This window comes from Burkholderia orbicola (assembly GCF_900100915.1).
Taxonomy (GTDB): Bacteria; Pseudomonadota; Gammaproteobacteria; order Burkholderiales; family Burkholderiaceae; genus Burkholderia; species Burkholderia orbicola.
Genome location: NZ_FNKW01000002.1, coordinates 1,808,687 through 1,832,688, shown reverse-complemented (window position 1 = coordinate 1,832,688; position 24,002 = coordinate 1,808,687). Strand labels below are relative to the sequence as shown.

Annotated in this window: 20 protein-coding genes; 10 read left to right on the top strand and 10 right to left on the bottom strand. The window is 68.1% G+C overall.

Annotation, left to right across the window (positions count from 1 at the left end; all coding sequences use genetic code 11):
* Positions 1-67: 67 nt before the first annotated feature.
* Positions 68-1,153: a tartrate dehydrogenase gene (locus tag BLS50_RS25080; protein ID WP_074804880.1), complete on the bottom strand. Its 1,086-nt coding sequence runs from the start codon at positions 1,151-1,153 to the stop codon at positions 68-70.
* Between the two features lie 115 nt (positions 1,154-1,268).
* On the opposite strand from BLS50_RS25080, the gene BLS50_RS25075 reads away from it, so the two are divergent.
* Positions 1,269-2,192: a LysR substrate-binding domain-containing protein gene (locus BLS50_RS25075; RefSeq protein ID WP_074804878.1), complete on the top strand. Its 924-nt coding sequence runs from the start codon at positions 1,269-1,271 to the stop codon at positions 2,190-2,192.
* Between the two features lie 64 nt (positions 2,193-2,256).
* Here BLS50_RS25075 and argC read toward each other — a convergent pair whose 3' ends face one another.
* Complete coding sequence (argC, locus tag BLS50_RS25070; protein WP_074804875.1) at positions 2,257-3,198, bottom strand: N-acetyl-gamma-glutamyl-phosphate reductase; 942 nt, start codon at positions 3,196-3,198, stop codon at positions 2,257-2,259.
* Between the two features lie 121 nt (positions 3,199-3,319).
* Here argC and BLS50_RS25065 point away from each other — a divergent pair, with 121 nt between their 5' ends.
* Complete coding sequence (locus BLS50_RS25065; RefSeq protein ID WP_074804872.1) at positions 3,320-4,204, top strand: LysR family transcriptional regulator; 885 nt, start codon at positions 3,320-3,322, stop codon at positions 4,202-4,204.
* Between the two features lie 50 nt (positions 4,205-4,254).
* Here the strand turns inward: BLS50_RS25065 and BLS50_RS25060 are convergent, their stop codons facing one another.
* From BLS50_RS25060 to BLS50_RS25045, 4 genes are read right to left on the bottom strand one after another with little or no spacing between them, the layout of a single operon-like run.
* A complete protein-coding gene (locus BLS50_RS25060) occupies positions 4,255-4,719 on the bottom strand; it encodes a hypothetical protein (protein WP_074804870.1) in 465 nt (154 codons plus the stop codon).
* Positions 4,720-4,779: 60 nt separating this feature from the next.
* Positions 4,780-5,997 carry a patatin-like phospholipase family protein gene (locus BLS50_RS25055; protein WP_011548737.1) on the bottom strand — a complete coding sequence of 406 codons (1,218 nt, stop codon included), beginning with the start codon at positions 5,995-5,997 and terminating at the stop codon, positions 4,780-4,782.
* Positions 5,994-6,779: a 3-hydroxybutyrate dehydrogenase gene (locus BLS50_RS25050; RefSeq protein ID WP_006480179.1), complete on the bottom strand. Its 786-nt coding sequence runs from the start codon at positions 6,777-6,779 to the stop codon at positions 5,994-5,996. Before BLS50_RS25050 ends, BLS50_RS25055 begins: the two co-directional genes overlap by 4 nt.
* Before the next feature lie 52 nt (positions 6,780-6,831).
* Positions 6,832-7,572 carry an acetoacetate decarboxylase gene (locus tag BLS50_RS25045; protein ID WP_011548736.1) on the bottom strand — a complete coding sequence of 247 codons (741 nt, stop codon included), beginning with the start codon at positions 7,570-7,572 and terminating at the stop codon, positions 6,832-6,834.
* 435 nt (positions 7,573-8,007) lie between these two features.
* Between BLS50_RS25045 and BLS50_RS25035 the strand changes: the two genes are divergently transcribed.
* Positions 8,008-8,589 (top strand): undecaprenyl-diphosphatase, encoded by a 582-nt coding sequence (locus BLS50_RS25035; protein WP_027813595.1) that lies wholly within the window; start codon positions 8,008-8,010, stop codon positions 8,587-8,589.
* A 35-nt stretch (positions 8,590-8,624) separates the two neighbouring features.
* On the opposite strand, the gene BLS50_RS25030 is transcribed toward BLS50_RS25035, so the two are convergent.
* The 3 genes from BLS50_RS25030 to BLS50_RS25020 all read right to left on the bottom strand — a co-directional run bounded on the left by BLS50_RS25030 (position 8,625) and on the right by BLS50_RS25020 (position 10,581).
* Complete coding sequence (locus BLS50_RS25030) at positions 8,625-8,858, bottom strand: hypothetical protein (RefSeq protein ID WP_011548734.1); 234 nt, start codon at positions 8,856-8,858, stop codon at positions 8,625-8,627.
* Between the two features lie 149 nt (positions 8,859-9,007).
* Positions 9,008-9,829, bottom strand: coding sequence for a siderophore-interacting protein (locus BLS50_RS25025; protein ID WP_011548733.1), 822 nt, complete (start codon positions 9,827-9,829; stop codon positions 9,008-9,010).
* A 38-nt stretch (positions 9,830-9,867) separates the two neighbouring features.
* Positions 9,868-10,581 carry a PadR family transcriptional regulator gene (locus BLS50_RS25020; RefSeq protein ID WP_027808502.1) on the bottom strand — a complete coding sequence of 238 codons (714 nt, stop codon included), beginning with the start codon at positions 10,579-10,581 and terminating at the stop codon, positions 9,868-9,870.
* Between the two features lie 823 nt (positions 10,582-11,404).
* On the opposite strand from BLS50_RS25020, the gene BLS50_RS25015 reads away from it, so the two are divergent.
* The 7 genes from BLS50_RS25015 (at position 11,405) to BLS50_RS24985 (ending at position 22,947) form a co-directional block, all read left to right on the top strand.
* A complete protein-coding gene (locus tag BLS50_RS25015; protein ID WP_074804867.1) occupies positions 11,405-12,406 on the top strand; it encodes an FHA domain-containing protein in 1,002 nt (333 codons plus the stop codon).
* Positions 12,403-16,452 carry a TOMM system kinase/cyclase fusion protein gene (locus tag BLS50_RS25010; RefSeq protein WP_074806688.1) on the top strand — a complete coding sequence of 1,350 codons (4,050 nt, stop codon included), beginning with the start codon at positions 12,403-12,405 and terminating at the stop codon, positions 16,450-16,452. Before BLS50_RS25015 ends, BLS50_RS25010 begins: the two co-directional genes overlap by 4 nt.
* A 39-nt stretch (positions 16,453-16,491) precedes the next feature.
* Positions 16,492-16,836 (top strand): BMA_0021/BMA_0022 family TOMM bacteriocin, encoded by a 345-nt coding sequence (locus BLS50_RS25005; protein WP_027812774.1) that lies wholly within the window; start codon positions 16,492-16,494, stop codon positions 16,834-16,836.
* Positions 16,837-16,852: 16 nt separating this feature from the next.
* The gene (locus BLS50_RS25000; RefSeq protein ID WP_006480160.1) at positions 16,853-17,215 is read left to right on the top strand and encodes a BMA_0021/BMA_0022 family TOMM bacteriocin; all 363 of its coding nucleotides are present in this window, start codon (positions 16,853-16,855) and stop codon (positions 17,213-17,215) included.
* A gap of 94 nt (positions 17,216-17,309) precedes the next feature.
* Positions 17,310-19,547 (top strand): TOMM precursor leader peptide-binding protein, encoded by a 2,238-nt coding sequence (locus BLS50_RS24995; protein WP_074804864.1) that lies wholly within the window; start codon positions 17,310-17,312, stop codon positions 19,545-19,547.
* Positions 19,548-19,781: 234 nt separating this feature from the next.
* Positions 19,782-21,236, top strand: a complete 1,455-nt coding sequence (locus BLS50_RS24990; RefSeq protein WP_074804861.1) for an aldehyde dehydrogenase family protein — start codon at positions 19,782-19,784, stop codon at positions 21,234-21,236.
* A 97-nt stretch (positions 21,237-21,333) separates the two neighbouring features.
* On the top strand, positions 21,334-22,947 hold the full coding sequence (locus BLS50_RS24985; protein WP_074804858.1) for a GMC family oxidoreductase: 1,614 nt from the start codon (positions 21,334-21,336) through the stop codon (positions 22,945-22,947).
* 67 nt (positions 22,948-23,014) lie between these two features.
* Here the strand turns inward: BLS50_RS24985 and BLS50_RS24980 are convergent, their stop codons facing one another.
* On the bottom strand, positions 23,015-23,902 hold the full coding sequence (locus tag BLS50_RS24980; protein WP_074804855.1) for a SphA family protein: 888 nt from the start codon (positions 23,900-23,902) through the stop codon (positions 23,015-23,017).
* Positions 23,903-24,002: the final 100 nt, after the last annotated feature.

Sequence of the window (24,002 nt, the reverse complement as noted above, 5' to 3'; positions counted from 1 at the left end):
GTATCGCTCACCGCAGCCGATTCACGAAGGGCCGCCCGGCGCCAGCGCCGGGCACGACCCTCACCTCTCACTCCGCGATCCGCGCGGCGATCGCCTCGCCCACTTCCTGCGTGCCCGCATTGCCACCCAGATCGCGGGTACGCGGCCCCGTGCGCAGCACGTCCTCGATCGCGGCGACGATCGCATCGTGCGCTTCGCGTTCGCGGCCCGTGCCGTTGCCGAGGAAGTCGAGCATCATCGCCGCCGACCAGATCATCGCGACCGGATTCGCGATGTATTGCCCCGCGATGTCGGGCGCGGAACCGTGCACGGGCTCGAACAGCGACGGGAACGTGCGGTCGGGGTTCAGGTTCGCCGACGGCGCGATGCCGATCGTGCCCGTACAGGCCGGCCCGAGATCCGACAGGATGTCGCCGAACAGGTTGGACGCGACGACGACGTCGAAGCGGTCCGGCTGCAGCACGAAGCGCGCGCACAGGATGTCGATGTGCTGCTTGTCGACCGCGATCTCCGGATAGCGTTCGGCCATCTCGGCCGCGCGCGCATCCCACCACGGCATGCTGATCGCAATGCCGTTGCTCTTGGTCGCGACGGTGACGCGCTTCGCGCGCCGCTGCGCGAGCTCGAACGCGAATTTCAGCACACGCTCGGTGCCGTGCCGCGTGAAGATCGACTGCTGCATCACGACTTCGCGCTCGGTGCCTTCGAACATCGTGCCGCCGACCGACGAATATTCGCCCTCGGTATTCTCGCGCACGATCATGAAATCGATGTCGCCCGGGCGGCGGCCGGCGAGCGGCGACGGCACACCGTCGAACAGGCGCGCGGGCCGCAGGTTGATGTACTGGTCGAATTCGCGGCGGAATTTCAGCAGCGAGCCCCACAGCGAAATGTGATCGGGCACCGTCGCCGGCCAGCCGACCGCGCCGAACAGGATCGCGTCCATGCCCGACAGCTGCGCCTTCCAGTCGTCCGGCATCATCGTGCCGTGCTGCGCGTAGTAGTCGCAGCTCGCCCAGTCGATCTCGACGAAATCGAAGCGCACGCCGAAGCGCGCGGTCACGGCGGCGAGCGCGCGCAGGCCCTCGGGCATCACTTCGCGGCCGATGCCGTCGCCGGGGATCACGGCAATCCTGTAAGTCCTGTCGGTCATGCAAATCTCCTTGGCTGATTGGCCGGCTGCCGGAAAGGCAGGGGCCCGTCACGTCATTCTATTTGTTTCCATCTGGATTAAAATCGCTCAAAAGTTAATCGACTTTCCACGAATCGTGAATAAATCGCCGAACCTCGACGACCTGCGCGTGTTCAGCCTGGTCGTCCGCCTTGCGAGCTTCAGCGCAGCCGCCGAGCAGCTCGCCGTGTCGCCCGCGTACGTCAGCAAGCGCGTCGCGATGCTCGAGGCGCAGCTCGGCACGCGCCTGCTGCATCGCTCGACACGCCGCATGACGGTCACCGACGCCGGCGAACGCGTGTTCGCGCGCGCCGAAAAGATTCTCGACGACGTCGATCATCTCGTCGAGGACGTATCGACCACGCGCACGGTGCCGCGCGGCACGCTGCGCATGTCGAGCAGCTTCGGCTTCGGCCGGCACGTCGTCGCGCCGGCGCTGCTCGACTTCAGCGCGCGCTATCCGCAGTTGAATGTGCGGCTCGATCTGTTCGACCGGCTCGTCGACGTGGCGGGCGAAGGCTACGACCTCGACGTGCGCATCGGCGACGACATCGCCGATCACCTGATCGCGCGCCGCCTTGCCACGAACCATCGCGTGCTGTGCGCGTCGCCCGACTATCTCGCCCGACGCGGCACGCCGCGCTCGCTCGCGGATCTGGCCTCGCACGACTGTCTCGCGATCAAGGAGCGCGATCATCCGTTCGGCGTATGGCGGCTGAACGTGCGCGGTGAAACGGTCACGGTGAAGGTTGGCGGTGCGCTGTCGACGAACCATGGCGAGGTGGCCGTGCAATGGGCGCTGGCCGGACGCGGCATCGTGCTGCGCTCGATCTGGGAGGCCGGGCCGCTGATCGAACGCGGCGAACTGTGTCGCGTGCTGCCGGACGCGACCCAGCCCGCGAACATCTGGGCCGTGTACCCGGAACGCGTCGCGGCGTCGGCGAAGGTACGCGTGTGCGTGGATTTTCTGGTGGAGACGCTGGCCGGCCTGAATGCCGCGGCGGGTGACGATACGGCCTGAAACCGGCTAAAGGTGAGCTTTTACAGGGGCGTGCGCGGGCATCGTCGACGATGCCTGCGGAGCGTCACGCCGCGAGTCGCGCGCCGAGCATCAGGTCGAGATTCTGCACGGCGGCGCCGGATGCCCCTTTGCCGAGATTGTCGAACACGGCGGACAGCAGCACCTGCCCACCGTTCGCGTTGACGAACACGCCGAGCCGCAGATCGTTGGTGCCGTTCAGCGCTTGCGGATCGAGATGCGCTGCCGCGCGTGCGTCCGCGAGCGGCATCACATCGACGTGACGGGCGTCCGCGTAGTGGTGCGCGAGACACGCATGCAGCCGCTCACCCGTCACGCCGGCCGGAAGCAGGCGCAGCTCGATCGGAATGGTGAGCACGATGCCTTGCCGATAGGCACCGTAGGCCGGCACGAAGAACGGGCGGTGCGCGAGCCCCGCATGCTGCCGGATCTCGGGCACGTGCTTGTGCTCGAGCGCGAGGCCGTAGACCTGCAGCGGCAACGCGCGTGCCGCGGCGTCGCCCGATTCGAATGCGTCGACGGCGGCTCTTCCGCCGCCCGAGTAACCGGACACCGCGTGGATGCTCACCGGGTAGTCGCGCGGCAGCAGCCCGGCCTGCAGCAGCGGGCGAAGCAGGCCGATCGCGCCGGTCGGGTAGCAGCCGGGATTGGTCACGCGTTTCGCATGCGCGATCTCGTGTGCGTGTCCGTCGGCCATCTCGGGAAAGCCGTAGACCCAGTCGGGCTGCGTGCGATGGGCCGAACTCGCGTCGATCACGCGTACCGCCGGGTTCCGGATGAAGCCGACCGCATCGCGCGCGGCCGCGTCGGGCAGGCACAGGATCGCGATATCGCACGCGTTGAGTGCATCGGCGCGCCGCGCCGCGTCCTTGCGTTCGGCGGCGGGAAGCGTGAGCAGCCGAACGTCGGTGCGGTCGCGCAGACGCGCGTGAATCTGCAACCCGGTCGTGCCCTGGTCGCCGTCGATGAAGACAGTGGGGAAGCTCATGATGGTCGTGCTCGTCGCGTTCGGTCGTCGTGGGAAACCGTATCGTCCACCGAACGCCTAGAATAGGAAAAGTTGAATTTACTGACTGTCTGATTCAGCTTTCCTGAACGAGAGGTGTGTGATGCGCGAGATCAGTCTGGACCGCCTGCGTACGCTGGTCGCGATCGCGGACCAGGGTTCCTTCGTGGCGGCGGCGCAATGGCTTCATCTCGCGCCGCCGACCGTCAGCCTGCATATCGCCGAGCTGGAAAGCCGCGTCGGCGCGCCGCTGCTGTCGCGTACGCGCGGCAACGTGCGCCCGTCGGTGATCGGTGAAGTGCTGGTGGAGCGGGCGCGGCGTCTGCTGGCGGAGGTCGAATCGACGCTGGACGACGTGCAGCGACAGGTGCAGGGGTTGACCGGGCGCGTGCGTCTCGGCGCCTCGACCGGTGCGATCGCGCATCTGCTGCCGCAGGCGGTGGCTGGACTGCGCGCGCAGCATCCGGATATCGACGTGCAGATCGCGGTGCTCACGTCGCAGGACACGCTGGCGCGCATTGCGCAAGGCACGCTCGACGTCGGGCTGGTCGCGCTGCCGCAAGCGCCGGTCGCGGGGCTGTCGATTCGCCCGTGGCGCCGCGACCCGGTGATGGCTTTCCTGCCCGCGGACTGGCCGCTTCCAGCCCGTGTGACGCCGGCGTATCTGGCCGCGCGGCCGCTGATTCTCAACGATGCGACGACGCGCCTGTCGCGGCTCACGACCGAATGGTTCGCGCTCGGCGGCCACCGGCCCGTGCCGCGGATCGAACTCAACTACAACGATGCGATCAAGAGCCTGGTCGCCGCAGGGTACGGCGCGACGCTGCTGCCGCACGAGGCGGGCGCCCCGCTGCCGGATGCGCGTATCGTCATGCGGCCGCTACGTCCGGCGTTGTGGCGCGAACTGGGGATCGCCCATCGGGCCGGCCCGATCGAACGGGCGACGCAGCACGTGCTCGATGCGCTGCGGGCGCTCGGCGCGCGATAGCGGGCCGTCGTGCGGCTGGCCCGTGCGGGCCGCCCGGCCTGAACGCAGGTTCAGAGCCGGTTGTCCTTCGCCAGCGTGAGCACGCGCGCCCAGCGCTGCGCATCGCGCTTGTCCATCATCGGCAGCTTCCATTCGCCGCGCACGGCGTCGCGCACGCGCACGACGAGATGCCAGCGGCCGTCGATCGGCGCGGCCTCGCAACCGTCGAGCTGCGACAGCGTATAGCGGCCGTCCGCGCCGTCGTGCGACAGCCACAGCAGCCCTTGCGTCGTGGACACGCGCAACTCGCCCCACGCGCGATGCACGATATGCGTCCAGCCTGCTTCCTTCGTGTTCGGTGCGATGTCGCGGCGGCGCTTGAGCCACCACGCGATCAACGCGATCAGGAGCGCGGCGGCGAGCACGGCGGCCGCGATCGCGACCGGCTGGCCGAACTGCGCGGCGATGACGTGAAACAGGTGAACGGCGCCCCATCCGAGGGCGATGAGCGCGAATAGCGCAATGAAAATCGGCATGTCGAATCGGAAAGGAGGACGGGCCGGCGCAGGCAGCGCACCGACCCGTTGCACACGGCATTACCGGCGGCGGTGAATGTCGTGCGTGACGAAGCCCGCGTCGTTGGTGGGCAGCGCGAGGCCGTCCTTCACCGCGAGCGTCTTGCGGATGTCGTCGAGACCCGCGGACCAGTGGTCACGCATCGTCGACAGACCGAACTGATAGTCCTTGTAGTGATGCTCGTACGCCTTCTGCTGATAGATCAGGTGCTGGATGTTGTACTTCTTCCCGCTCGACATCGCTTCGGCTTCGACGCACCACGGATCGTTCTTGCGTTGCTCTTCCGGCACCTGTTCGAGCACGTGGCGCAGCACGTTGCGGTAGCGCTGTTCGCGCTGCAGCGTGTCGGTCACGAAACGCGTGCGGCTCGAATACTGCACGTCCTTCGTGCGCTCGGCCACGTCGGCCATCGTGCGCGGCAGCGGCCCGCGCGCGCTCCACAGATCGACCTGGAACGCGAGCGTATCGCAGCGCGGCCGGGCGCGGAGCACTTCCATCAGCGGCGTGTTCGACACGACACCGCCGTCCCAGTAATACTCGCCGTCGATCTCGACGGGCGGGAACGCGGGCGGCAACGCACCGGACGCCATGAAATGCTCGGGCGCGAGACGGATGCGCGAGTTGTCGAAGTACACGAAGTTGCCGGTGCCGACGTTGACCGCGCCGACCGACACGCGCGTCTCGCCCGAATTGATCCGGTCGAAATCGCACAGCTTGAGCAGCGTCGTGCGCAGCGCCGACGTGTCGTACCAGCTGATCTTTTGCGGATGATCGGCCACGCCCGGCAGCGGCGGCGGGAAGCGCGGCACGAAGAACCCTTGCTGGCCCTGCATCATCGCGCTCGCGGCCTGCGACGCGGTGAAGAACGTGCGCACCTGGTCGATGCTGTTGAACAGCGCGAATTCGAACGCGGCCGGAATCGCGGGAAAGAACGCCGGCTGGCAGATCGTTTCCCAGAACTCACGCAGGCGCTCGACGCGATGCTCGGGCGCATTGCCGGCGATCAGCGCGGTGTTGAGCGCGCCGATCGAGATGCCCGCGATCCAGTCGAGCGGAATGCCCGCCTCGTGCAGCCCTTCGAACACGCCGGCCTGGTACGCGCCGAGCGCGCCGCCGCCCTGCAGGACGAGCGCGATCGTTTCGTACGGCAGCGACCGCGCAGCGGCCGGTGCGCCGGCTTCGTGGTGCAGGTCCGCCGCATCCACGGCCTGCTTTTCGGTGCGGGCGTGCGGCTTCATTGCATGAACCAGCCGTGGCTGACGATGAACGACTGGCCCGTGAGCGCGGCGCTCGGGAACGCCGACAGGAACAGCACCGTCTGCGCGACGTCCTGCACCGTCGTGAACACGCCGTCGACCGTGTTGCCCAGCATCACCTTCTTGATCACTTCCTCTTCGCTGATGCCGAGCTCCTTCGCCTGCTCCGGAATCTGCTTGTCGACCAGCGGCGTGCGCACGAAGCCCGGACACACGACGTGCGAGCGCACGTTGTGCTTCGCGCCTTCCTTCGCCAGCACGCGGGCGAGGCCCAGCAGGCCATGCTTGGCCGTCACGTACGCCGACTTCAGCGGCGACGCTTCGTGCGAGTGCACCGAACCCATGTAGATCACGACGCCGCCGCGATCGTCCTTGTACATGTGCTTGAGCGCGGCCTTCGTCGTCAGGAACGCGCCGTCCACGTGGATCGCCTGCATCTTCTTCCAGTCGGAGAACGAATAGTTCTCGATCGGGTTGACGATCTGGATGCCCGCGTTCGACACGAGGATGTCGACCGAGCCGAACGCTTCGGCCACCTTGTCGATGCCGCTGTTCACGGCGTCCTCGTTGGTCACGTCCATCGCGACGCCGATCGCCTTGCCGCCTGCCTTGTTGATCTCGTCGGCGACCGCGTTCGCGCCGTCCTGGTTCAGGTCGGCGATCGCGACGGCCGCGCCTGCCTTGGCCAGCTCCAGCGCGATTTCCTTGCCGATGCCGCTTGCGGCGCCCGTGACGACTGCGGTCTTGCCATTCAGGTTGCTCATGTTCGAATTCCCGTGGTGAAAGGATTGACAGGGAGAAAGGACTGCGGACGTGTTACTGGGCCAGGTAATCGTAGACGACTTCGCCGAGGCCCAGCGTCAAATCCGCGACGAGGTGGCGCGCTTCGACGATTTCGAGCACCGGCAGATCGGCCACCGGCGCGAGCGCGTGCGGCGCCAGCTCGAGCGATGCGGGGCCCGTCCACGCGCCCTTCATCTTGATGTCCTGCATGTAGTAGCGCACCAGTTCGCAGACGCGCGCGGTGCCGTCGACGTGCGGGATGATCTTCAGCAGGAAATTGGGGCCGGCGAGCCGCTTCGTCTGCTCGTCGATGTCGAGTTCCTTGTGCTTGTAGCCCATCGTGCCGGTCGCGACGCGCACCTTGCCGTAGTCGAGCGTGCCCAGGATGTGATCGGTGTTCACGTGCAGCGTGGGCGACGCGAGCTTCTTCGGGAAGCCCCACAGCTCGCGGCCGCCGGCGATCGGCGGGTGATCGTCGAGATACATCGCGAGCGTATAGCCGCCCGGCTGGCCTTCGTATTCGACGGGGATCACCTGGCCGCTTTCGGTGTAATCGCCGAAGCCGGTCGAATCGGCCATGCGGATGAATTCGTAGTGGACGAGCGGCTCGGTGACCTGCAGCGGCTCGGGGACGATTTCACGGAGGCGGTCCGGATCGGTGCGGTACGTGATGATCAGAAACTCACGATCGACGAAACGGTACGGGCCCATCGGGAAGGCAGGGCTGGTCAACGGCATCGCAAACGCTTTCGATCGGACATCGCTGGGTTTCATGCGGACTCCTTGTTGTTGATCGCTTCGTGGATGAGTGGACGTAATCGTATGCCTGTGCGTTGCCGTTGTGCGATGCCGCATCTGGAATTAATTGTTGCCGATTTCGAATAATTTGCGGCGTAAATATTGAGATGAATGAGACAAACGGCCTGGACGGCGTGCCGGCCCGGGCGATGGTCGCAGGCGTCGATGACGCCCTCATGTGAAAAGGGTGAGTCTTTACGGGAAAGGTGGTGAGCTTTTACGGGAGACGGTCGCGCGGGAATATGACAATTGTGTGAACTTGTGTTGCAGTGCAGGCTCTAAGTGCGTTCGCCGCGCGGGCCTTGCCCGGGCGGCGGCCGCATTAAGCACCGCTTAAGCGGCCACGCCCTAGCATCGTTCGACTCCGGCCGGGCAACCGGCCGATCTTTTACGCCCCACGCAACCGGATTCATGCAGAACCTCAATCTCGCCCTCTTTTCCGCCATCAACGCCGGGGGTGCACCGCACCCGGGCGTCGCCCGCCTCGCGATCTTCGCCGCCGACTGGCTCGTCTATGCGCTGCCCGCGATGCTGCTGCTGACCTGGATCTTCGGCGCGCGCCCCGCGCGGCGCCAGGCGATCGAAGCCGGCGTCGGCGTCTGCGTGGCGCTCGTGCTCGCGCAGGTGCTCGGGCATGTCTGGTTCTCGCCGCGCCCGTTCATGGCCGGCGTCGGCACGCAGCTGATTCCGCACGCGCCGGACAGTTCGTTTCCGAGCGATCACATGACGTTCGCGTGGAGCATGGCGGTCGGCCTGCTGCTCGGCGGCACGACGCGGGTCACCGGTTTCGTGATGGCCGCGATGGCCGTGGCGATCGCATGGGGGCGCATCTATGCGGGCGTGCACTGGCCGTTCGACATGGCGGGCGGCGTGCTGGTCGGCACGGTGGGCGCGCTGGCCGCACACCTGTACGGGCAACGCGTGACCGCGCTGCTCGAACGGCTCGGCGATTCGGTGCATGCGGTCGTGATGGGACGCCGGCAGGCGCCGTAAGCGGAACGAGGCGGAACGCCGCGGCAGGGACGCCGTCAGCCGGGCGAGCCGGGTGTGCGGGCCGATTCGGCCGAGGCGGACGGGCCGTCGCTCGCGTCGTGCAGTTCGGGCGTATCGGCCGGATGCCGCGCGGCATCGCGGTCGAGGGCGCTTTCCTTCAGGATCGCGCACATCGCGACGAACAGCGCGAGGACGACCGCGGCGAGGCCGCAATAACCGGCGATCTTCAGATGGCGAAGGAAAGGCGAAGCGTGGCTTGCTTTTGTCATGACCGGGCGCTCCTGGACGGGCTGCGGCGGCTGTCGCCCGACAGCGGCGTCGCAGACATACATATATACCAGCCGGGATGCCGGTGCCAAGCCCGCCGCTGCGCCGGCGCCACGATTGTTTCGGCCGCCGGTCGAGCGGGCGCTCCCGGTCAGTCTTCCAGCGTTTCGTGCACGGCCGCCGCGCCGCGCTTCCAGTAGGCCGCCGCGCGGATGCGCGACTTGTCGACGCCGCGCTCGCCGGTCAGGTGCTGGCGCACCGCGCGCATCGACAGCGCTTCGCCGGCCGCCCACACGTAGCCGTCGCCGGACGACGGCAAAGGCAGATCGCGCACGGCATTCAGCAGCACGTCGCCGTCTGCCGCGTCGGCTTCGGCGCGGAAGCGCCAGATTTCATGCACGTCGGCGCGCGTATCGAACGAGATCTGCGCGGTGCGATCCGCGACTTCCAGCACGACCGCCGCGCGCGCGCCGGCCGGCAATTCCTCGAGGCGCCGCGCGACGGCCGGCAGCGCCGTATCGTCGCCGATCAGCAGATGCCAGTCGAAACCGGTCGGGACGACGAACGAACCGCGCGGGCCGCCGATGCCGAGCCATTGGCCGACGCGTGCCTGCGCGGCCCACTGCGATGCCGGGCCCGGATGGTTCAGCACGAATTCCAGATCGAGTTCGCGGGCGGCGCGGTCGAAGCGGCGCGGCGTGAAGTCGCGTGCGACCGGCTTCGGTTCGCCTGCCGGAAACTCGGGGCCGTTCGCGCCGAGCGTCGGCAGCGCGGGGCGTTCCGCGCCGGGCGGCGGGAAAAAGACCTTCACGTGATCGTCGAACGATGCGGATTCGAAATCCGCGAGATCGGGGCCGCCGAGCGTGACGCGCAGCAGATGCGGCGTCACGGCATGCACGCGCAGGACTTGCAGCAGGCGGAACTTGAGGGTGTGGCGCACGCGGGTCACGGTGCGCTCGGACGTGTTCTGCATCAATCCATTCTCCTTGGATGGTGACGGGGCGGCGCGCATCACGCGCCGGCGCCGCCTTCGACTTCGGCCGTCGCGCGGCGCAGGATGGCCGCGATGCGGCGCTGTTCGTCGGCATCGGCGGCGCTCTTGTGCAGCAGCGCGCGCTTGAGCGCGAGACGGGCCTCGACGAATTCCGGCAGCCAGCCGGCCTGCGATTCGTCCTGCGCTTCGTTGCCCGCCGATTCCCCGGCGAACGCGCGGCGCATGAACTCCATCTTGCGGGCGAGGTGCGTGAGGCGCGCGAACAGCGTGTCGACGCGTTCGCGCTGGGCGTCGAGATGCGCGCGGCCGGCGTCGGTCAGCGCATAGCGCTTGCGGTTGCCTTCCGCCTGCGATGCGACGAAGCCGACTTCCTCGAGATACGTGAGCGCCGGATACACCATGCCGGGGCTCGGGCTGTAAAAGCCGTTCGAACGCGTGTCGAGCGCCTTGATCAGTTCGTAGCCGTGGCTCGGTTGTTCGGCCACCAGCGCGAGCAGCAGCAGCTGGAGGTCGTCGGAGCTGAACTGGCGGCCGCGCGGCATGCCGTCGTCGCCGAAATCGCCAAAGCCGCCGCGTCCGCCCCGGCCGCCGAACGGGCCGCCACCGCCAAACGGGTCGTGGCCGCGGCGATGGCGGCCGATCGCGTGCAAGACGCCGGTGAACCAGTCAGGGCCGGCATGCGCACCATGACCGTCGCATCGGGCATGGCCGCGGGAGGGGTTGTGTCGCATGATCGTGTCCTATATGTCGTAAAACATATCTAAAGATATATATCGAAAGATACAGCGTCAAGGGGATTATTGAGGGCGGGATGGTGGTGGGGAGCTGTGGTGGATGGCTGGTGCCGGCGTGGTTCGTGGGCGCGCTCCGTCGAGGGCGTCGGTGGATGGCTCCTCGACAAACAGAGGGCGCGATGCCGCATCACGTGTCGCTGCGGTCGGGTGACCATTCGCGATGCACGGTCGTGCCGACACCCCCTGCGTTCGCCGACTATATCGCGGGATATTTGCTGCGGCACGACGTGATTCATGAACAAGTTAAACGGCGGTGATTATAAAAACACCAGAGAAAATTATTTATAAAATCGAAACGGTTTTATTTTATTTTCGACCGGCCAAACAAAACTTCCGCGCGGGCAAAGATCAATTATCCCGCTCCGTCGTTCAATGTCGTCGTGCCGGCCTTGCGCATGACTGGCGGCATATCGCGCGGCGATGAAGAATTTCGACCCTTTATTTGCACCCCAAAAATTCATCGAAAAGGTAAAGCATTGCAATATAAAATCGTTATCCAGGTATGCCGGTTGCGGTGCACGATTTTATTTGGCAGGATTTTCATCGAGACGATCGTTTTTAAAACAACAAAGTAATCGACCATTCAATTTACTGAAATGACGCGCGGCGCTTGGGTAACGCCCGGCAAGGCAACTGACCAGAAAAACAGGTAACGAGGCGGCGAACGGGCGGCACTGTTCGCAATCATCGAATCAATCGCTTGCCCGGCAGCGTCGATGCGTCACTCGAACGATCCGGGCGAATCCGACACGGGGCGGCCATGGCGATACTCAAGAACGACGCTTCCGGAGACGCATGCCTGCTCCGCGCGTATCACGTGTTCGGCCGCGACGACGCGCGCTGCGACACGGTCATCCGGGATGGCTCGGTGTCCCGCGTCCATGCCCATATCCGCTGGGTCGGCGGGCTCTGGGAACTCCACGATCACAGCAGCAACGGCACGTCGGTATCGGGCGTATCGCTGCGCGATGGCGAGCATGCGGTGCTGCAGCAAGGCGACGTGATCCGCTTCGGCAGGGCCGGCACCGCGCCGTGGCGGGTCGAGTCGCTCGACGATCCGGCCGATACGCTGTGGCCGATTCGCGGTGCCGCCGCGCCGATCGTGCTGGCGCCGCGCCAGATCCTGCCGGTGCCTGCCGCGCAGCCGGTCACGATCGTTCGTTCGCCGGCCGGCGAATGGCTGTGCGACGACACGTTGCCGCCGCGCGCGCTCCATGACGGCGACGAAGTGTCGACCGGGGACTTCGCGTGGCGTCTCGCGCTCGCGCGCCACGGCTCGACGGTGATGCTCGCCGCGCCCGCCGATCCGGCCGCGCCGGCGCCATTGCTCGAATTCCTCGTCAGCCGCAACGAGGAGCACGTGCGGATGCTGCTGCATGTCCGCGGCGGCGTGGTCGACCTCGGCGAGCGCGCCCATCATTACAGCCTCGTCACGCTCGCCCGCGCCCGCTCGGCCGACATGCAGGCCGGCTACGACGCCGCCACGCAAGGGTGGATCGAACTCGACCGGCTCGCGCGGATGCTCGGCATCGACGCGTCCCATGTCAACGTGCAGATTCATCGCGCGCGGAGCCAGTTCGCGGCGCTGCCGGGGCTCGGTGCGAGCCAGCTCGTCGAACGTCGGCGCGGCAGCGTCCGCTTCGGCGATGTGCCGTTCCGGGTCATGCGCGGCGAGCATCTCGAATGCGAGTCGGTGCCGGCCGCCGGGCTGCGTATCGGCGTACCGCGCGCGGCGCCGGGCCCGATCGTCCATTGCCCGTGAACGCGGGAGAACCGGCCGTGCTGCCGACCGTATCCCGCGCCCTCGCCCGGCCGGATGCACCTGAACCGCCGAAGCACGCGGTGCCTTTTGCAACGCTCGCCGGCAAATGGCATTACCGGCTCGGCCCGCTGCTCGGCGAAGGGGGCAACGGCATGGTGTTTCGGGCGACCTGCGACGAGACGGGGCACGCCGTCGCGATCAAGCTGATGCGCGACGATGCCGCGCTGACCGCGCCGGAGCGGATGCACCGGCGTGCGCGCTTCCGGCGCGAGACGAGCCTGTGCGAGGCGCTGCGGCATCCGAACATCGTCGCGCTACTGGACCGCGGCGAAGCGCCCGACGGGCGGCTGTTCGCCGTATTCGAACTGGTCGAGGGCCGGACGGTGCGCGACCGGCTCGCGGCGGACGGGCCGCTGTCGGCCATCGACACGGGGCGGCTGATGACGCAGGTGCTCGACGCGCTCGCGGCCGCCCATCGGCGCGGCATCGTGCATCGCGATCTGAAGCCGCAGAACATCGTGATCGCGATCGCCGACGACGGGCCGCACGCGAAGCTGCTCGATTTCGGTATCGGCGCATTGCTGCCCGGCACCGAAGATATCGCGCGCCAGACCGCGACGCTCGCGACCGAAGTACTCGGCTCGCCGCCCTACTGCGCGCCGGAGCAATTGCGCAACGAGCCGCCGACGCCCGCCAGCGACCTGTATGCGTGGGGCCTGATCGTGCTCGAATGCCTGACGGGCGAAGTCGTGATGCAGGGCGCCAGCGTGGCCGAGATTCTCTATCAGCAGCTGAGCCCGGTGGATGTCGCGCTTCCGCCGTCGATTGCGTCGCTGCCGCTCGGCGCGGTACTGCGGCACGCGCTGAACAAGAATCCGCGGCAGCGTGCCGCGTCGGCCGAGGCGCTCGCGACGCAGTTTCGTGCGCTCAACTTCGCCGCGCTGGTCGGCCAGTTCGACGCCGGTCGCGCCGGCCGGCAAGCGCGCTCGCGCCCGCTTGCGCCGCGCGGAGAAACGCTCGCCGAAGTGGGCGAGTACCGGCAGATCACCACGCTGTGCTGCTGCGTGACGATTGCCGGCGAGGGCCGCCAGCGCCATGCCGGCACCGAGCACGGCGTGGCGCTCGACGGCTACGAGGAACAGTGGCTGACGAAGTGCGCCGATATCGCGGTCGGTTACGGCGCGCATGCGGGCGGACGGCTCGGCGACACGCTGCTGTTCCATTTCGGCCTGCAAGGCGACATTGACCGGCCCGCCCGCCGGGCGGTGCGGGCGGCGCTCGACATGGTGCGCGTCGCCGGGCGCGCGCGGTTGCCGGTGCCGCCAGCCGCCGGCGGCCATGCTGCCGAGGGTGAAGAAGGCTGGCGGGTCGAAGTGGCCGCCGCGATTCACGTCGGGCAGGTGCTCGCGCATGCGTCGCACATGTCGGGCGTCTCGACGCCCGCCGCGGCGTCGCGGCTGCTGCGGCTGGCCGGCCCCGGACAGATTCTGATCAGCGACGATGCGCGGCTCGTGCTCGAACGGCATGCCGATTCGCGGCCGACCGCGTTGCGGCTCGCACGGGCGGGCCTGGTGCCGCAGCCGGTTCATGAATTGCTCGGCGAGCGGCACGCCGATACGCCGTTCGATTCGCTCGACGCCGGCAGACGGACACCCATGGTCGGTCGCGCGCGCGAGTTCGACGCACTGCTGCGCGCGTGGCAGGACACGCTCGGGCGGCATCGTCGCGCGCTGCGCGGCGAGCCGGCGCCGGATGGCGTGCCGCGGCTCGTCGTCGGCGAGGCGGGCTTCGGCAAGTCGCGGCTCGTGCACGAGCTGTGCGAGGCCGTGCGGACCCGGGGCCACGCGTTCGCGCAGTGCGGTTGCCTGCCCGAACGCGAGAATCATGCGCTGTTTCCGGTCCTGCGGTTCATCGCCGCGCACTGGCACGTCGATGCCGATCGCGCGCCCGGCGTGGCGCTCGCGGCGATCGACGCGATGATCGCGCCGCTCGATTGCGACCATGCGGCGGCGCGTGTCGCGCTTGCGACCTGGCTCGGGCTGCCCTGCGACGCGAACGGGCTCTTGTGGTCGAGCGCGCGCGAACAGCACGCGCTGTTCGACGTCCTCGAGCAACTGCTCGTATCGCTCGGCAACGGCGCGCCGGTGCTGCTCGTGATCGAGGACGTTCAGTGGCTCGATCGCTCGACCGAGGAGTTTCTCGCGTATCTGCGGCGCTCACCGCGCGCGGCGGCACTGTGCATCGTGCTCACGTCGCGCCCCGACAAGCTCGCGCGCTGGCGCGGCGCGGCCGACCGCGTGGTGCTGCGCCGCCTGCCGCGCGACGACGCGCAACGCCTGATGTCGGCGCATCTCGGCCCGGGCGCGTTCGATCCGGCGTGGCTCGACCGGCTCGCCGATCGCACCGCGGGCATCCCGCTGTTCATCGAGGCCGTCGCGCGCGAACTGACGGTGAGCGGCGCGGACGGTCCGCTTGCCGGGCCCTCGGCAACGGACCCTTATCCGCTGCCGCTCAGTCTTGGCGGCATGCTCGGTCTGGCCTTCGACCGGATCGACGACGCGCGCGACACCGCGCAGCTTGCCGCGACCATCGGGCTCGAAGTGGATGCGCAACTGCTCGCCGATGCATCGCCGCATGATCGTGCCACGCTCGATGCCCATCTGCGGCTGCTGCTCGAAGAGCGGATCGTGTACGCGCAACATCGGCGCGATCGCGTGTTCTATGCGTTCCGCCATGCGCTGATTCGCGACGCCGCATACGAATCGATGCCGCCGGCGGTGCGGCGCGGCAACCACGCGCGCGTCGGCCGTGCGCTGCTCGCGCGGGCCGATCGCGGCGCCGGTGCGCACGCGTTCGGCGTCGCCGGGCACTTCGCGCGCGCCGGCGCGTGCGCGGACGCGATCGCTCAAGGCATCGATGCGGCGCGGCGCGCGCTCGAACATTCGCGATACGACGACGCGATTCGCTACGGGCAGGCCGTATTCGACTGGCTCGCGACCGCCGATCACGCGCAGCGCGAGCACGACAGTGCGCGCATTCGCGCCACGTTGACGCACGCGACGATGGCGCGATTCGGGTGGGCCGATCCGCAGGTACGCGAGCATGCGGAACGGTTGCTGCGGCAGACCCGGACGCTCGACGACCCGGAGCTCGAGATCAGCGCGTTGTGGACGCTGTCGACCTACTACCACGTCGCCGGCGACCGCTCGACCGTGCGCCGGATCGGCAAGCGGCTCGACACGCTCGCGACCGAGCGCGGCGAGGCGGGCGTGCAGGTCGCGGCGGACGCGATGCGCGGCATGAGCCTGTGGGTCGACGGCGACTATGCGCGCGCCCGTGCCGCGTTCGACGCGGTGCTGGCCGGCTACGACGCGCGGCGTGACGCGGGCCACCGGCGCATCCTGGGGCTCGATACGCGCGCGTGGACGATGGCGTCGCTCGCCAGCGTGCGCTGGTGCATGGACGACGATCCGCAACCGTCGCTCGCGATGGCGCGCGAAGCCGTGTATTGCGCGACCTGCCTCGACCATCTGCCGACGCTCGGCGTCACGATGATGTACCTCGCGCGCACGCATCAGCTCGCGGGCGACCACGACGCGGCGCGAGCCGTGTCGGAGGCGATTCTCCGGCTGGCAGATGCGCACCGGCTGCGCGCGGTCGGGCACTACGCCGCGATCATTCATGCATGGACGCAACGCGATCGCGCGGGCGTCGTCGCGCATCTCGACGCACAGCGGCAGTCGGGCGGCCTGCTCGGGCTGACCTACTACGCGTCGCTGCTTGCCGAGCTGGATGCCGAACGCGGCGACTACGACGCGGCGCTCGCGCAGGTCGGGCAGTGCCTCGCATGGTGCGAAACGAGCGGCGAACGGTATTACGAAGCCCAGCTGTTGCTCAAGCAGGGCGAGTACTTGCGCCGGGCCGATCCGCGCTGCGGCGGCGTGGCCGCGCTGGACGCATGCCGGCGCGCAGTCGAAATTGCAACGACGGCGGGCATGGGCCGGATCGCCAGGCTTGCCGAAGCGACGTTGCAGTCGTTGCCGTAACCGTAAGCAGTTCAAACCGTCATTCAGGAGAGCAGAACGATGAGCAAGGATCTTCGATTACCGACGTACGAACAGTTTCTCGAATACCGCGCGACCGTTATCCGCGCGATCGCCCTCGCCTGGCATTCGCCGGCGTTTCTCGACAAGCTCGAAGCCGATCCGGTCCACGCATTGCGCGAGCAGTTCGACTATCACTTCCCGTTCAAGCTCGACCTGAAGGTGCAGCTCAAATCGTCTGAGTGGACACCAACCGTCAACGGCGACTGGACGGCCGGCCAGAAAAACAAGCTCACGCTGTACCTGCCGCCCGCGCCGGCGGACGACGCGCAGTTCGCGCAGGCGCTGGCCGCGTACAACGCGGACCACATCACCATCATGGAATGACTCCGGGGAAACCGACATGGCAAAGGACAACGCTAATCCGACGCTCGAATCGATGCTGGAGTTTCAGAAGGTCTATCTGCGCGCGATCGCGCTCTCGTGGCGCGACCCGGCGTTCAAGGCCGAACTGCTGGACCGGCCGCTGGATACGCTCGCGAAATACTTCGGCTATCAGTGCCCGTGGATCATCGACATCGACATCGAGAAGACGGGCGGCGATCATGGCTGGACGAGCGACGGGAAAGGCGGCGGGAGCTGGAACCTGCCGCGCAACGTGATGACGGTCGGCATACCGGAGCAGCCGACGCACCTGGACGAGGAGGCCGTGGCGCTCGCGGCCTACTGCGACGCGGGGCCGTGTTACCTGTTCACCTGCTGTTGACCGGGCGCGGCCGACCCGCGCACCGTCGCATGGCCCTGGGCGGTTGCCCGGGGCCGCGCGACGTTTGTCCGACCCGTCGCACGGAACCCGACGCATGCTCGATGACCTTTCGCGCGTATTGCGCTTCAAGTCGCACCTGCTCGTGCTCGATGCCGGGCCCGAGACGCTGTTCGTCGTCGACGAATTCAGGCGCGCGATGCTGTCCGGCGCGATCTTCGTGCGGATCGCCGCGTGCCTGCGAGCGCGCATGACGATTGCCGAGATCGTGACGTCGCTGGCCGGCACGTTCGGTGAATGGGACGTGCTCGCGCGGCTCGATCATCTGGTGCGGCGCGGCTACGTGCGCGCCGATCCACCGCACGGCGACGATGCGGCGCGCGGCTTCTTCGAACGGGCGGAGCTCGACGGCGACGCCGCGTGCGCGCGCATGGCCCAACTGCGGGTCGCGGTGGAGACGTTCGGTGCGGACGGTGCGGCGCTCCGGCGTGCGCTCGACGCGGCTGGTATCGGTATCGCGAAGGAGGCCGAACTGACCGTCGCGATCGTCGATACGCATGACCGCGACGATCTCGCCGCGTGCGCCGCCCGCGTGGCGGCGCGCGGCGGTGCACTGCTCGTCGTGGCGACCGGCGGCGTGCAGACGCTGATCGGGCCGTTGCTGGCCGGCGGCGGCGCGCTCGCCGAGGCGCCGTGCATCGAATGCGTGCGCTACTGGATGCGCGTCAACCGGCCGGTCGAGGCGTTGCTGGCGCGCCATCACGGCAACGACGCGACGCGTGTACCGGTGGCTGCGTCGCGTGCGGCGGCCGCCGCCGCGGCCGCGCTCGTGGCCGCGACGGTCGAGCAGATCGCGGTCAACCGCGCTGTCGCGGAACGTGCGCAAACGCACCTCATCGCGCATCGCCTCAACACGCTGGCCGTCGAACGTCACCGCGTGGTCAGGCGGCCGCAATGCCCGTGCTGCGGGAATCCCGCGTGGATGCGCGAGCAGGCGGCGCGTGCGCCGCGGCTCGCCGGGGATGCGCCGCTGGCGCGGACGGACGGCGGCTACCGGAGCGCCGATCCGCAACAGGTGTTCGCGCGTCACGCGCATCTGATTTCGCCGGTCAGCGGCGCGATCGCGTATCTGCATCCGATGCCGAAGCGGCACGCGGGCTTGCGCAAGGTCTATGCGTCGGGCTTTCTCGTATGCCCGGCCGCCGTGCCGGACAGCAACCGGTTCGACCGGCTCTGCTCCGGCAAGGGCCGCACCGACGAGCAGGCCCGCACGAGCGCGCTGTGCGAGGCGCTCGAACGCTTCAGCAGCGTGTATCAGGGCGACGAGGCGACGGTGACCGGCAGCCTCGACAGCCTGCGCGCCGATCCGGCCTGCGACGCCGAACCGATCCATGTGAACGTGCTTCAACAGTTCAGCGAACGGCAATTCGACGCGCGCGACGCGATCAACGCGTTGACTCGCGATGTGCGCAAGCAGGTGCCGCCGCGCTTCACGTCGCGCGACGTGATCGACTGGACGCCTGCGTGGTCGCTCGTGAACGGCCGGCGTCGCCTCGTGCCGCTGAGCTACTGCTACGCGGAAACGCCCGACAGCGCGCAGGCCATGGCCGCCTGCGTGCACAACCCGAACGGCTGCGCCGCCGGCTCGAGCCTCGACGAGGCGATTCTGCAAGGCATGCTCGAATTGATCGAGCGCGATGCGGTCGCGATCTGGTGGTACAACCGGATCGCGCGCCCCGGCATCGATCTCGCGGGTTTCGACGATCCGTATTTCGACGCGCTCGTGCACGAATACGCGACGTTCGGATGGCGCGTATGGGCGCTCGACATCACGACCGATCTCGCGGTGCCGACCGTGGTCGCGCTCGCGGAGAATCCGCGGGACGGGCGTTTCTCGATCGGTTTCGGCTGTCATCCCGATGGCCGGATCGCGGTGCAGCGGGCGCTGACCGAAGTCAACCAGTTGCTCGATATCGCGGCGGATGCGCCGCATCCCTGGGATCGCGACACGCTTTCGTCGACCGGATTTCTATATCCGGCGGCAGGTATGCCGGCAACGACGCCTTCGACGTGGCAGCGGGCCGATGCCGCGTCGTTACCGGCGGTGATCGCGGCGTGTGTCGAGCGCATCGCGGCAGCCGGCATGGACGTGCTCGTCGTCGACAAGACGCGGCCCGACATCGGCTTGTCCGTGGTGCAGGTGATCGCACCGGGGCTGTGCCATTTCTGGCCGCGTTTCGGCGCGCGGCGGCTGTATTCGGTGCCGGTGGCGCTGGGCTGGCGCGCGCAGCCGTGCGACGAAACGGCGTTGAATCCGGCGCTGCTGTTTCTGTAACCTGACCGCGGAATCGCGTTTCGCGCTTTATTGTCGAGACACACTCGCCCGAGTGGCGACAGCGCACGAAAGATCGATCCGCGGATCGATTGCCCATGCTGACCGGCGCGCATGCATGCGAATCCTGCATCCGGCGCACGGATGTCCCAGCGTCGCCGTCACCCGCGCCCTACAGTGGGCCAGACAAGCCGATCCTTCCTGCCCCGGATCGGCGCCTGATCTGGAGATCACGACATGACAGCCGACTACACCCTCACACACCGGATCGCAGGCGAGCCGTGCGACGCCGCGCACGGCGAGTGGTTCGAGAAATTCGAACCGTGCACCGGACACCTGCTGGCCCGCGTCGCGGCCGGCACCGAAGCCGACGTCGACCGGGCCGTGCGCGCGGCGCGCACCGCATTCGACGGCGGGCCGTGGAGCCGGTTGCCCGGCGCCGCGCGGGCGCAACTGCTGCATCGGCTGGCGGATCTGCTCGAGCACGACGCGGAACGCTTCGTCGAGCTGCTGGCGCGCGAGCAGGGGCGCCCGGCCATGGAGGTGCGCATGATGGACCTGCCGATGTCGATCGACACGCTGCGCTATTTCGCCGGCTGGGCCGACAAGCTCGAAGGCCGGCAGATTCCGACCGGCGGCTTCATGGGACGCCCGACGGTCAACTACACGGTGCGCGAGGCCGTCGGCGTCGCCGGACTGATCGTGCCGTGGAATGCGCCGCTGATGATCGCGTGCTGGAAGCTGGCGCCCGCGCTGGCGGCAGGCTGCACGGTCGTGATCAAGCCATCGGAGGACGCGCCGCTCGCCGTCGGCGCGCTGGTGGATCTGGCCGCGCAGGCCGGCTTTCCGCCGGGTGTCGTCAATCTCGTGCACGGCATCGGTGCATCGGTCGGGGCCGCGCTCGTCAATCATCCGGGCGTCGACAAGATCAGCTTCACCGGCAGCACCGAGGTCGGCCGGACGATCGCACGCGAAGCCGGCGCGCAATTCAAGCGGCTGACGCTCGAACTCGGCGGCAAGGCGCCGCAGATCATCTTCGACGATGCGAATCTTGAGGAGGCGGTGGCCGGCGTCGCGATGGGGTTGTTCGTCAACCAGGGGCAGACCTGCGCGGCCGGCACGCGCGTGCTCGTGCAGCGCCGTCGCTACGACGACGTCGTCGGCGCGCTCGCGCACGCGGCGCGATCGGTCAAGGTCGGCACGCCGTTCGACCCGGCGACGCAAATGGGTGCGCTGATCAGCGCGCGCCACGCCGAGCGCGTGAAAACGCATATCGCAACCGCGCTCCGCGACGGCGCGACGCTGGTCGCGGGCGACGAGCCGGTGCCGTCGCAAGGCTTTTTCGTGCGGCCGACGATCTTCGCGAACGTCGACCCGGCGCTGCGCATCGCGCGCGACGAAGTGTTCGGGCCGGTCGGTACGATCATCCCGTTCGAGACGGAGGACGAAGCCGTCGCGCTCGCGAACGACACCGTCTACGCCCTGTCGGCGACGGTGTGGACGCGCGATCTCGCGACCGCCCATCGCACGGCTGCCCGCCTGCGGGTCGGCGCGGTCGCGGTGAACGCGTGGAGCCCGCTCGACGCGCGGCTGCCGTGGGGCGGTTTCAAGGACAGCGGCGTCGGCCGCGACCTGTCGCAAAGCGGGCTCGATGCGTATCTGGAAGAGAAGGTCGTCACGATCGCGCTGTAGCCGAAGCGGTGCCCGTTCCGGCACGGAAACACCACCACCACCACAACGAAACCACGGGCGTTGCGCCACCGGCCCGCTCACCCCTATCGACAGACACATGACTACTCAAGACCTGACCTTCGATTACGTCGTCATCGGCGCGGGTTCCGCCGGTTGCGTCGTCGCCGCGCGGCTGATCCAGCAGAACGCCGGCTCGGTGCTGCTGCTGGAGGCCGGCACGCGCGACGACAATCCGTTTCACCGGATTCCGGGCGGCGTGATGCAGGTGTTCCAGAAGAAATCGTGGCCCTACATGACCGAACCGCAGCCGAACGCGAACGGCCGCCGGATGATCATCGCGCAGGGCAAGGTGCTGGGCGGCGGCAGTTCGGTCAACGGGATGATCTACATCCGCGGGCAGCGCGACGACTACGACGACTGGGCGACACAGTGGGGCTGCACCGACTGGCGCTACGACGACGTGCTGCCGTACTTCATGAAGGCGGAAGCGAACGAAAGCCTGGGGCCCGCGTATCACGGCCAGACCGGGCCGCTGCCCGTCAGCGAGAACCGCTATCGGCATCCGTTGACGGCCGCGTTCATCCGGGCCGGGCAGGAGATGGGGCTGTCCTACGTCAACGATTTCAACGGCGAAGTGCAGCAGGGCATCGGCTATTACCAGACGACGACGCGCGACGGCGAACGCGCGAGTACGGCCCGCACGTATCTGGCGTCGGTGCGCGACGACGCGAAGCTGAAGGTGGTGACGGGTGCGCTCGTGCACCGCATCCGCACCGATGCTGAGCGTGCGGTGGCAGTCGAATTCAGCGAAGGCGGCAATGCGCCGGTGGCGGTGCGCGTGCGCCGGGAGGTCGTCGTGAGCGCGGGGGCGATCGGCAGCCCGAAGGTACTGATGCTGTCCGGCATCGGGCCGGCGGAGCAACTCGGCGCGCTCGGGATCGACACGGTGGCCGCGTTGCCGGTCGGCAAGAACTTCCACGATCATCTGCACATGTCGGTGCAGGCGTCGATCCGCACGCCGACCAGCCTCTACGGCGAGAATGCGGGGCTCAGGGCGATGCGCCATTTCCTGCAATGGAAATGCTTCCGCAGCGGGCTGCTGACCAGCAACATCCTCGAAGGCGGCGCTTTCATCGACACGCTCGGCACCGGGCGGCCGGACGTCCAGTTCCATTTCCTGCCGCTGCTCGACAATTTCGACAATACGCCGGGCGAGAAGCCGCCGGCGAGCGAACACGGCATGTCGGTCAAGGTCGGCCATCTGCAACCGAAGTCGCGCGGGCAGGTGGGGTTGCGCAGCACGGACCCGGCGGATCTGCCGACGATCGATGCGAACTTCCTCAGCGATCCGGCCGACCTCGAAGGGCAGATCCGTGCCGTTCAGGCCGGGCTCCGGATCCTGTCGGCGAAGGCGCTGCAGGCGCACGTGAAGGAGATCGTCGCGCCCGCGCGGATCGATCCGGACGACCGGGCGGCGCTCGAGGCGTTCGTGCGGCAGGACATCAAGACCGTCTATCACCCGGCCGGCACCTGCCGGATGGGCACGGACCCGCGGACCTCGGTGGTCGATCAGAAGTCGCTGCGCGTGCACGGCTTCGCGAACCTGCGCGTGATCGACTGCTCGATCTGCCCGCAGGTGCCCAGCGGCAATACCAATGCGCCGGCGATCATGATCGGCGAACGCGGCGCCGATCTGCTGCTCGGCCGATGAAGGACGCGGCGCAGGGACGACCTGCGCCGCCGCCGCGCCGGCCGACGCCGGCGCGGACGCGTTCGGATCACAGCGGAAACACGGCCTTCAGCCAGAATGCCGCGCCTTCGGGGCGGTTCCGTACCGTGGTTTCCATCTGGTATTTGGCGGTCACGAACCAGCCCTTCCCACTGTCGTACTTGATCGACGGGCCGATCGCGAACGAACGGCCGCGATTGCCGGCGATGGTCTGTCCGGCCTGCGAATCGTCCGTCATCTGCCGGTAGAAATAGCCGCCCGCACCGACCGTCAGCCCGTTGCCGAAGCCCCAGCCCGCCGAATAGTCGACGATGAATTCCTGACCGGACCGATAATCCGTGGCCGGGTTGCGCCGGTTGAAGGTCCACATGACCTTGGCGTCGAACACGGGCCCGGTGCGGCCACCGTACGAGAGGCCGGCAATCGGCTGGATCGCCCAGTAGTGCCGGCCGATATTGGCGAGGTCGTTCCTGTCGTACCGGCCCGTCGGCGCGAAGACGTCGACGGCGAGCAGCGTATGGAGCGTCGGCGTGACGTGCCAGCCGAGCGCCGGCCCGAACGTCATGTCGCCGATGCCGGTCCTTCGTTGCGATTGCCCGCCCGCGTGGACGTCGAGCGTGACGAGCGGCAGCAGCGCATGCATGGCCAGCGACGCGCCGGCGAAGGTGTACGGCGTCACCCACACGATCCGCGGCGTGACCGCATACGCGGTGAGGCTGAAATCCGGCGGTGCGACGTTGCGGCCGTCGTTGTCGCGCAGTTCGCCGGCGTGGTAGCGCTCGGCGTAGATCAGCGCATAGCGTCCGGGCGGCGGCAGCGCGCAGCACAGGTAACCTTCCGCGCCGGTCGGATAGAGGGAACCGCCGCCTTCGGTCGCATGAGCGCCGTGCGCGGCGACGAGCGCGGAAAACATCAGGGAAATGCGTAGCTTTTTCATCGTTTGTTTCCTGCTGCGGCGCATGAGCGGCCGCTGTTGGTCTTCGGGCGGTGTGTTTGACGGCGTGAGCCGGCAAACCCGAATGGATGGGGGGCCGCTC

Bases quoted from the DNA above. Each gene is read 5' to 3' on its own strand.
- argC (WP_074804875.1), bottom strand. From the start codon at position 3,198: ATGAGCTTCCCCACTGTCTTCATCGACGGCGACCAGGGCACGACCGGG.
- BLS50_RS25005 (WP_027812774.1), top strand. From the start codon at position 16,492: ATGAGCAAGGATCTTCGATTACCGACGTACGAACAGTTTCTCGAATAC.
- BLS50_RS24990 (WP_074804861.1), top strand. From the start codon at position 19,782: ATGACAGCCGACTACACCCTCACACACCGGATCGCAGGCGAGCCGTGC.
- BLS50_RS25000 (WP_006480160.1), top strand. From the start codon at position 16,853: ATGGCAAAGGACAACGCTAATCCGACGCTCGAATCGATGCTGGAGTTT.
- BLS50_RS25060 (WP_074804870.1), bottom strand. From the start codon at position 4,719: ATGCCGATTTTCATTGCGCTATTCGCGCTCATCGCCCTCGGATGGGGC.
- BLS50_RS24985 (WP_074804858.1), top strand. From the start codon at position 21,334: ATGACTACTCAAGACCTGACCTTCGATTACGTCGTCATCGGCGCGGGT.
- BLS50_RS25015 (WP_074804867.1), top strand. From the start codon at position 11,405: ATGGCGATACTCAAGAACGACGCTTCCGGAGACGCATGCCTGCTCCGC.
- BLS50_RS24995 (WP_074804864.1), top strand. From the start codon at position 17,310: ATGCTCGATGACCTTTCGCGCGTATTGCGCTTCAAGTCGCACCTGCTC.
- BLS50_RS25035 (WP_027813595.1), top strand. From the start codon at position 8,008: ATGCAGAACCTCAATCTCGCCCTCTTTTCCGCCATCAACGCCGGGGGT.
- BLS50_RS25055 (WP_011548737.1), bottom strand. From the start codon at position 5,997: ATGAAGCCGCACGCCCGCACCGAAAAGCAGGCCGTGGATGCGGCGGAC.
- BLS50_RS25065 (WP_074804872.1), top strand. From the start codon at position 3,320: ATGCGCGAGATCAGTCTGGACCGCCTGCGTACGCTGGTCGCGATCGCG.
- BLS50_RS25030 (WP_011548734.1), bottom strand. From the start codon at position 8,858: ATGACAAAAGCAAGCCACGCTTCGCCTTTCCTTCGCCATCTGAAGATC.
- BLS50_RS24980 (WP_074804855.1), bottom strand. From the start codon at position 23,902: ATGAAAAAGCTACGCATTTCCCTGATGTTTTCCGCGCTCGTCGCCGCG.
- BLS50_RS25080 (WP_074804880.1), bottom strand. From the start codon at position 1,153: ATGACCGACAGGACTTACAGGATTGCCGTGATCCCCGGCGACGGCATC.
- BLS50_RS25020 (WP_027808502.1), bottom strand. From the start codon at position 10,581: ATGCGACACAACCCCTCCCGCGGCCATGCCCGATGCGACGGTCATGGT.
- BLS50_RS25045 (WP_011548736.1), bottom strand. From the start codon at position 7,572: ATGAAACCCAGCGATGTCCGATCGAAAGCGTTTGCGATGCCGTTGACC.
- BLS50_RS25025 (WP_011548733.1), bottom strand. From the start codon at position 9,829: ATGCAGAACACGTCCGAGCGCACCGTGACCCGCGTGCGCCACACCCTC.
- BLS50_RS25050 (WP_006480179.1), bottom strand. From the start codon at position 6,779: ATGAGCAACCTGAATGGCAAGACCGCAGTCGTCACGGGCGCCGCAAGC.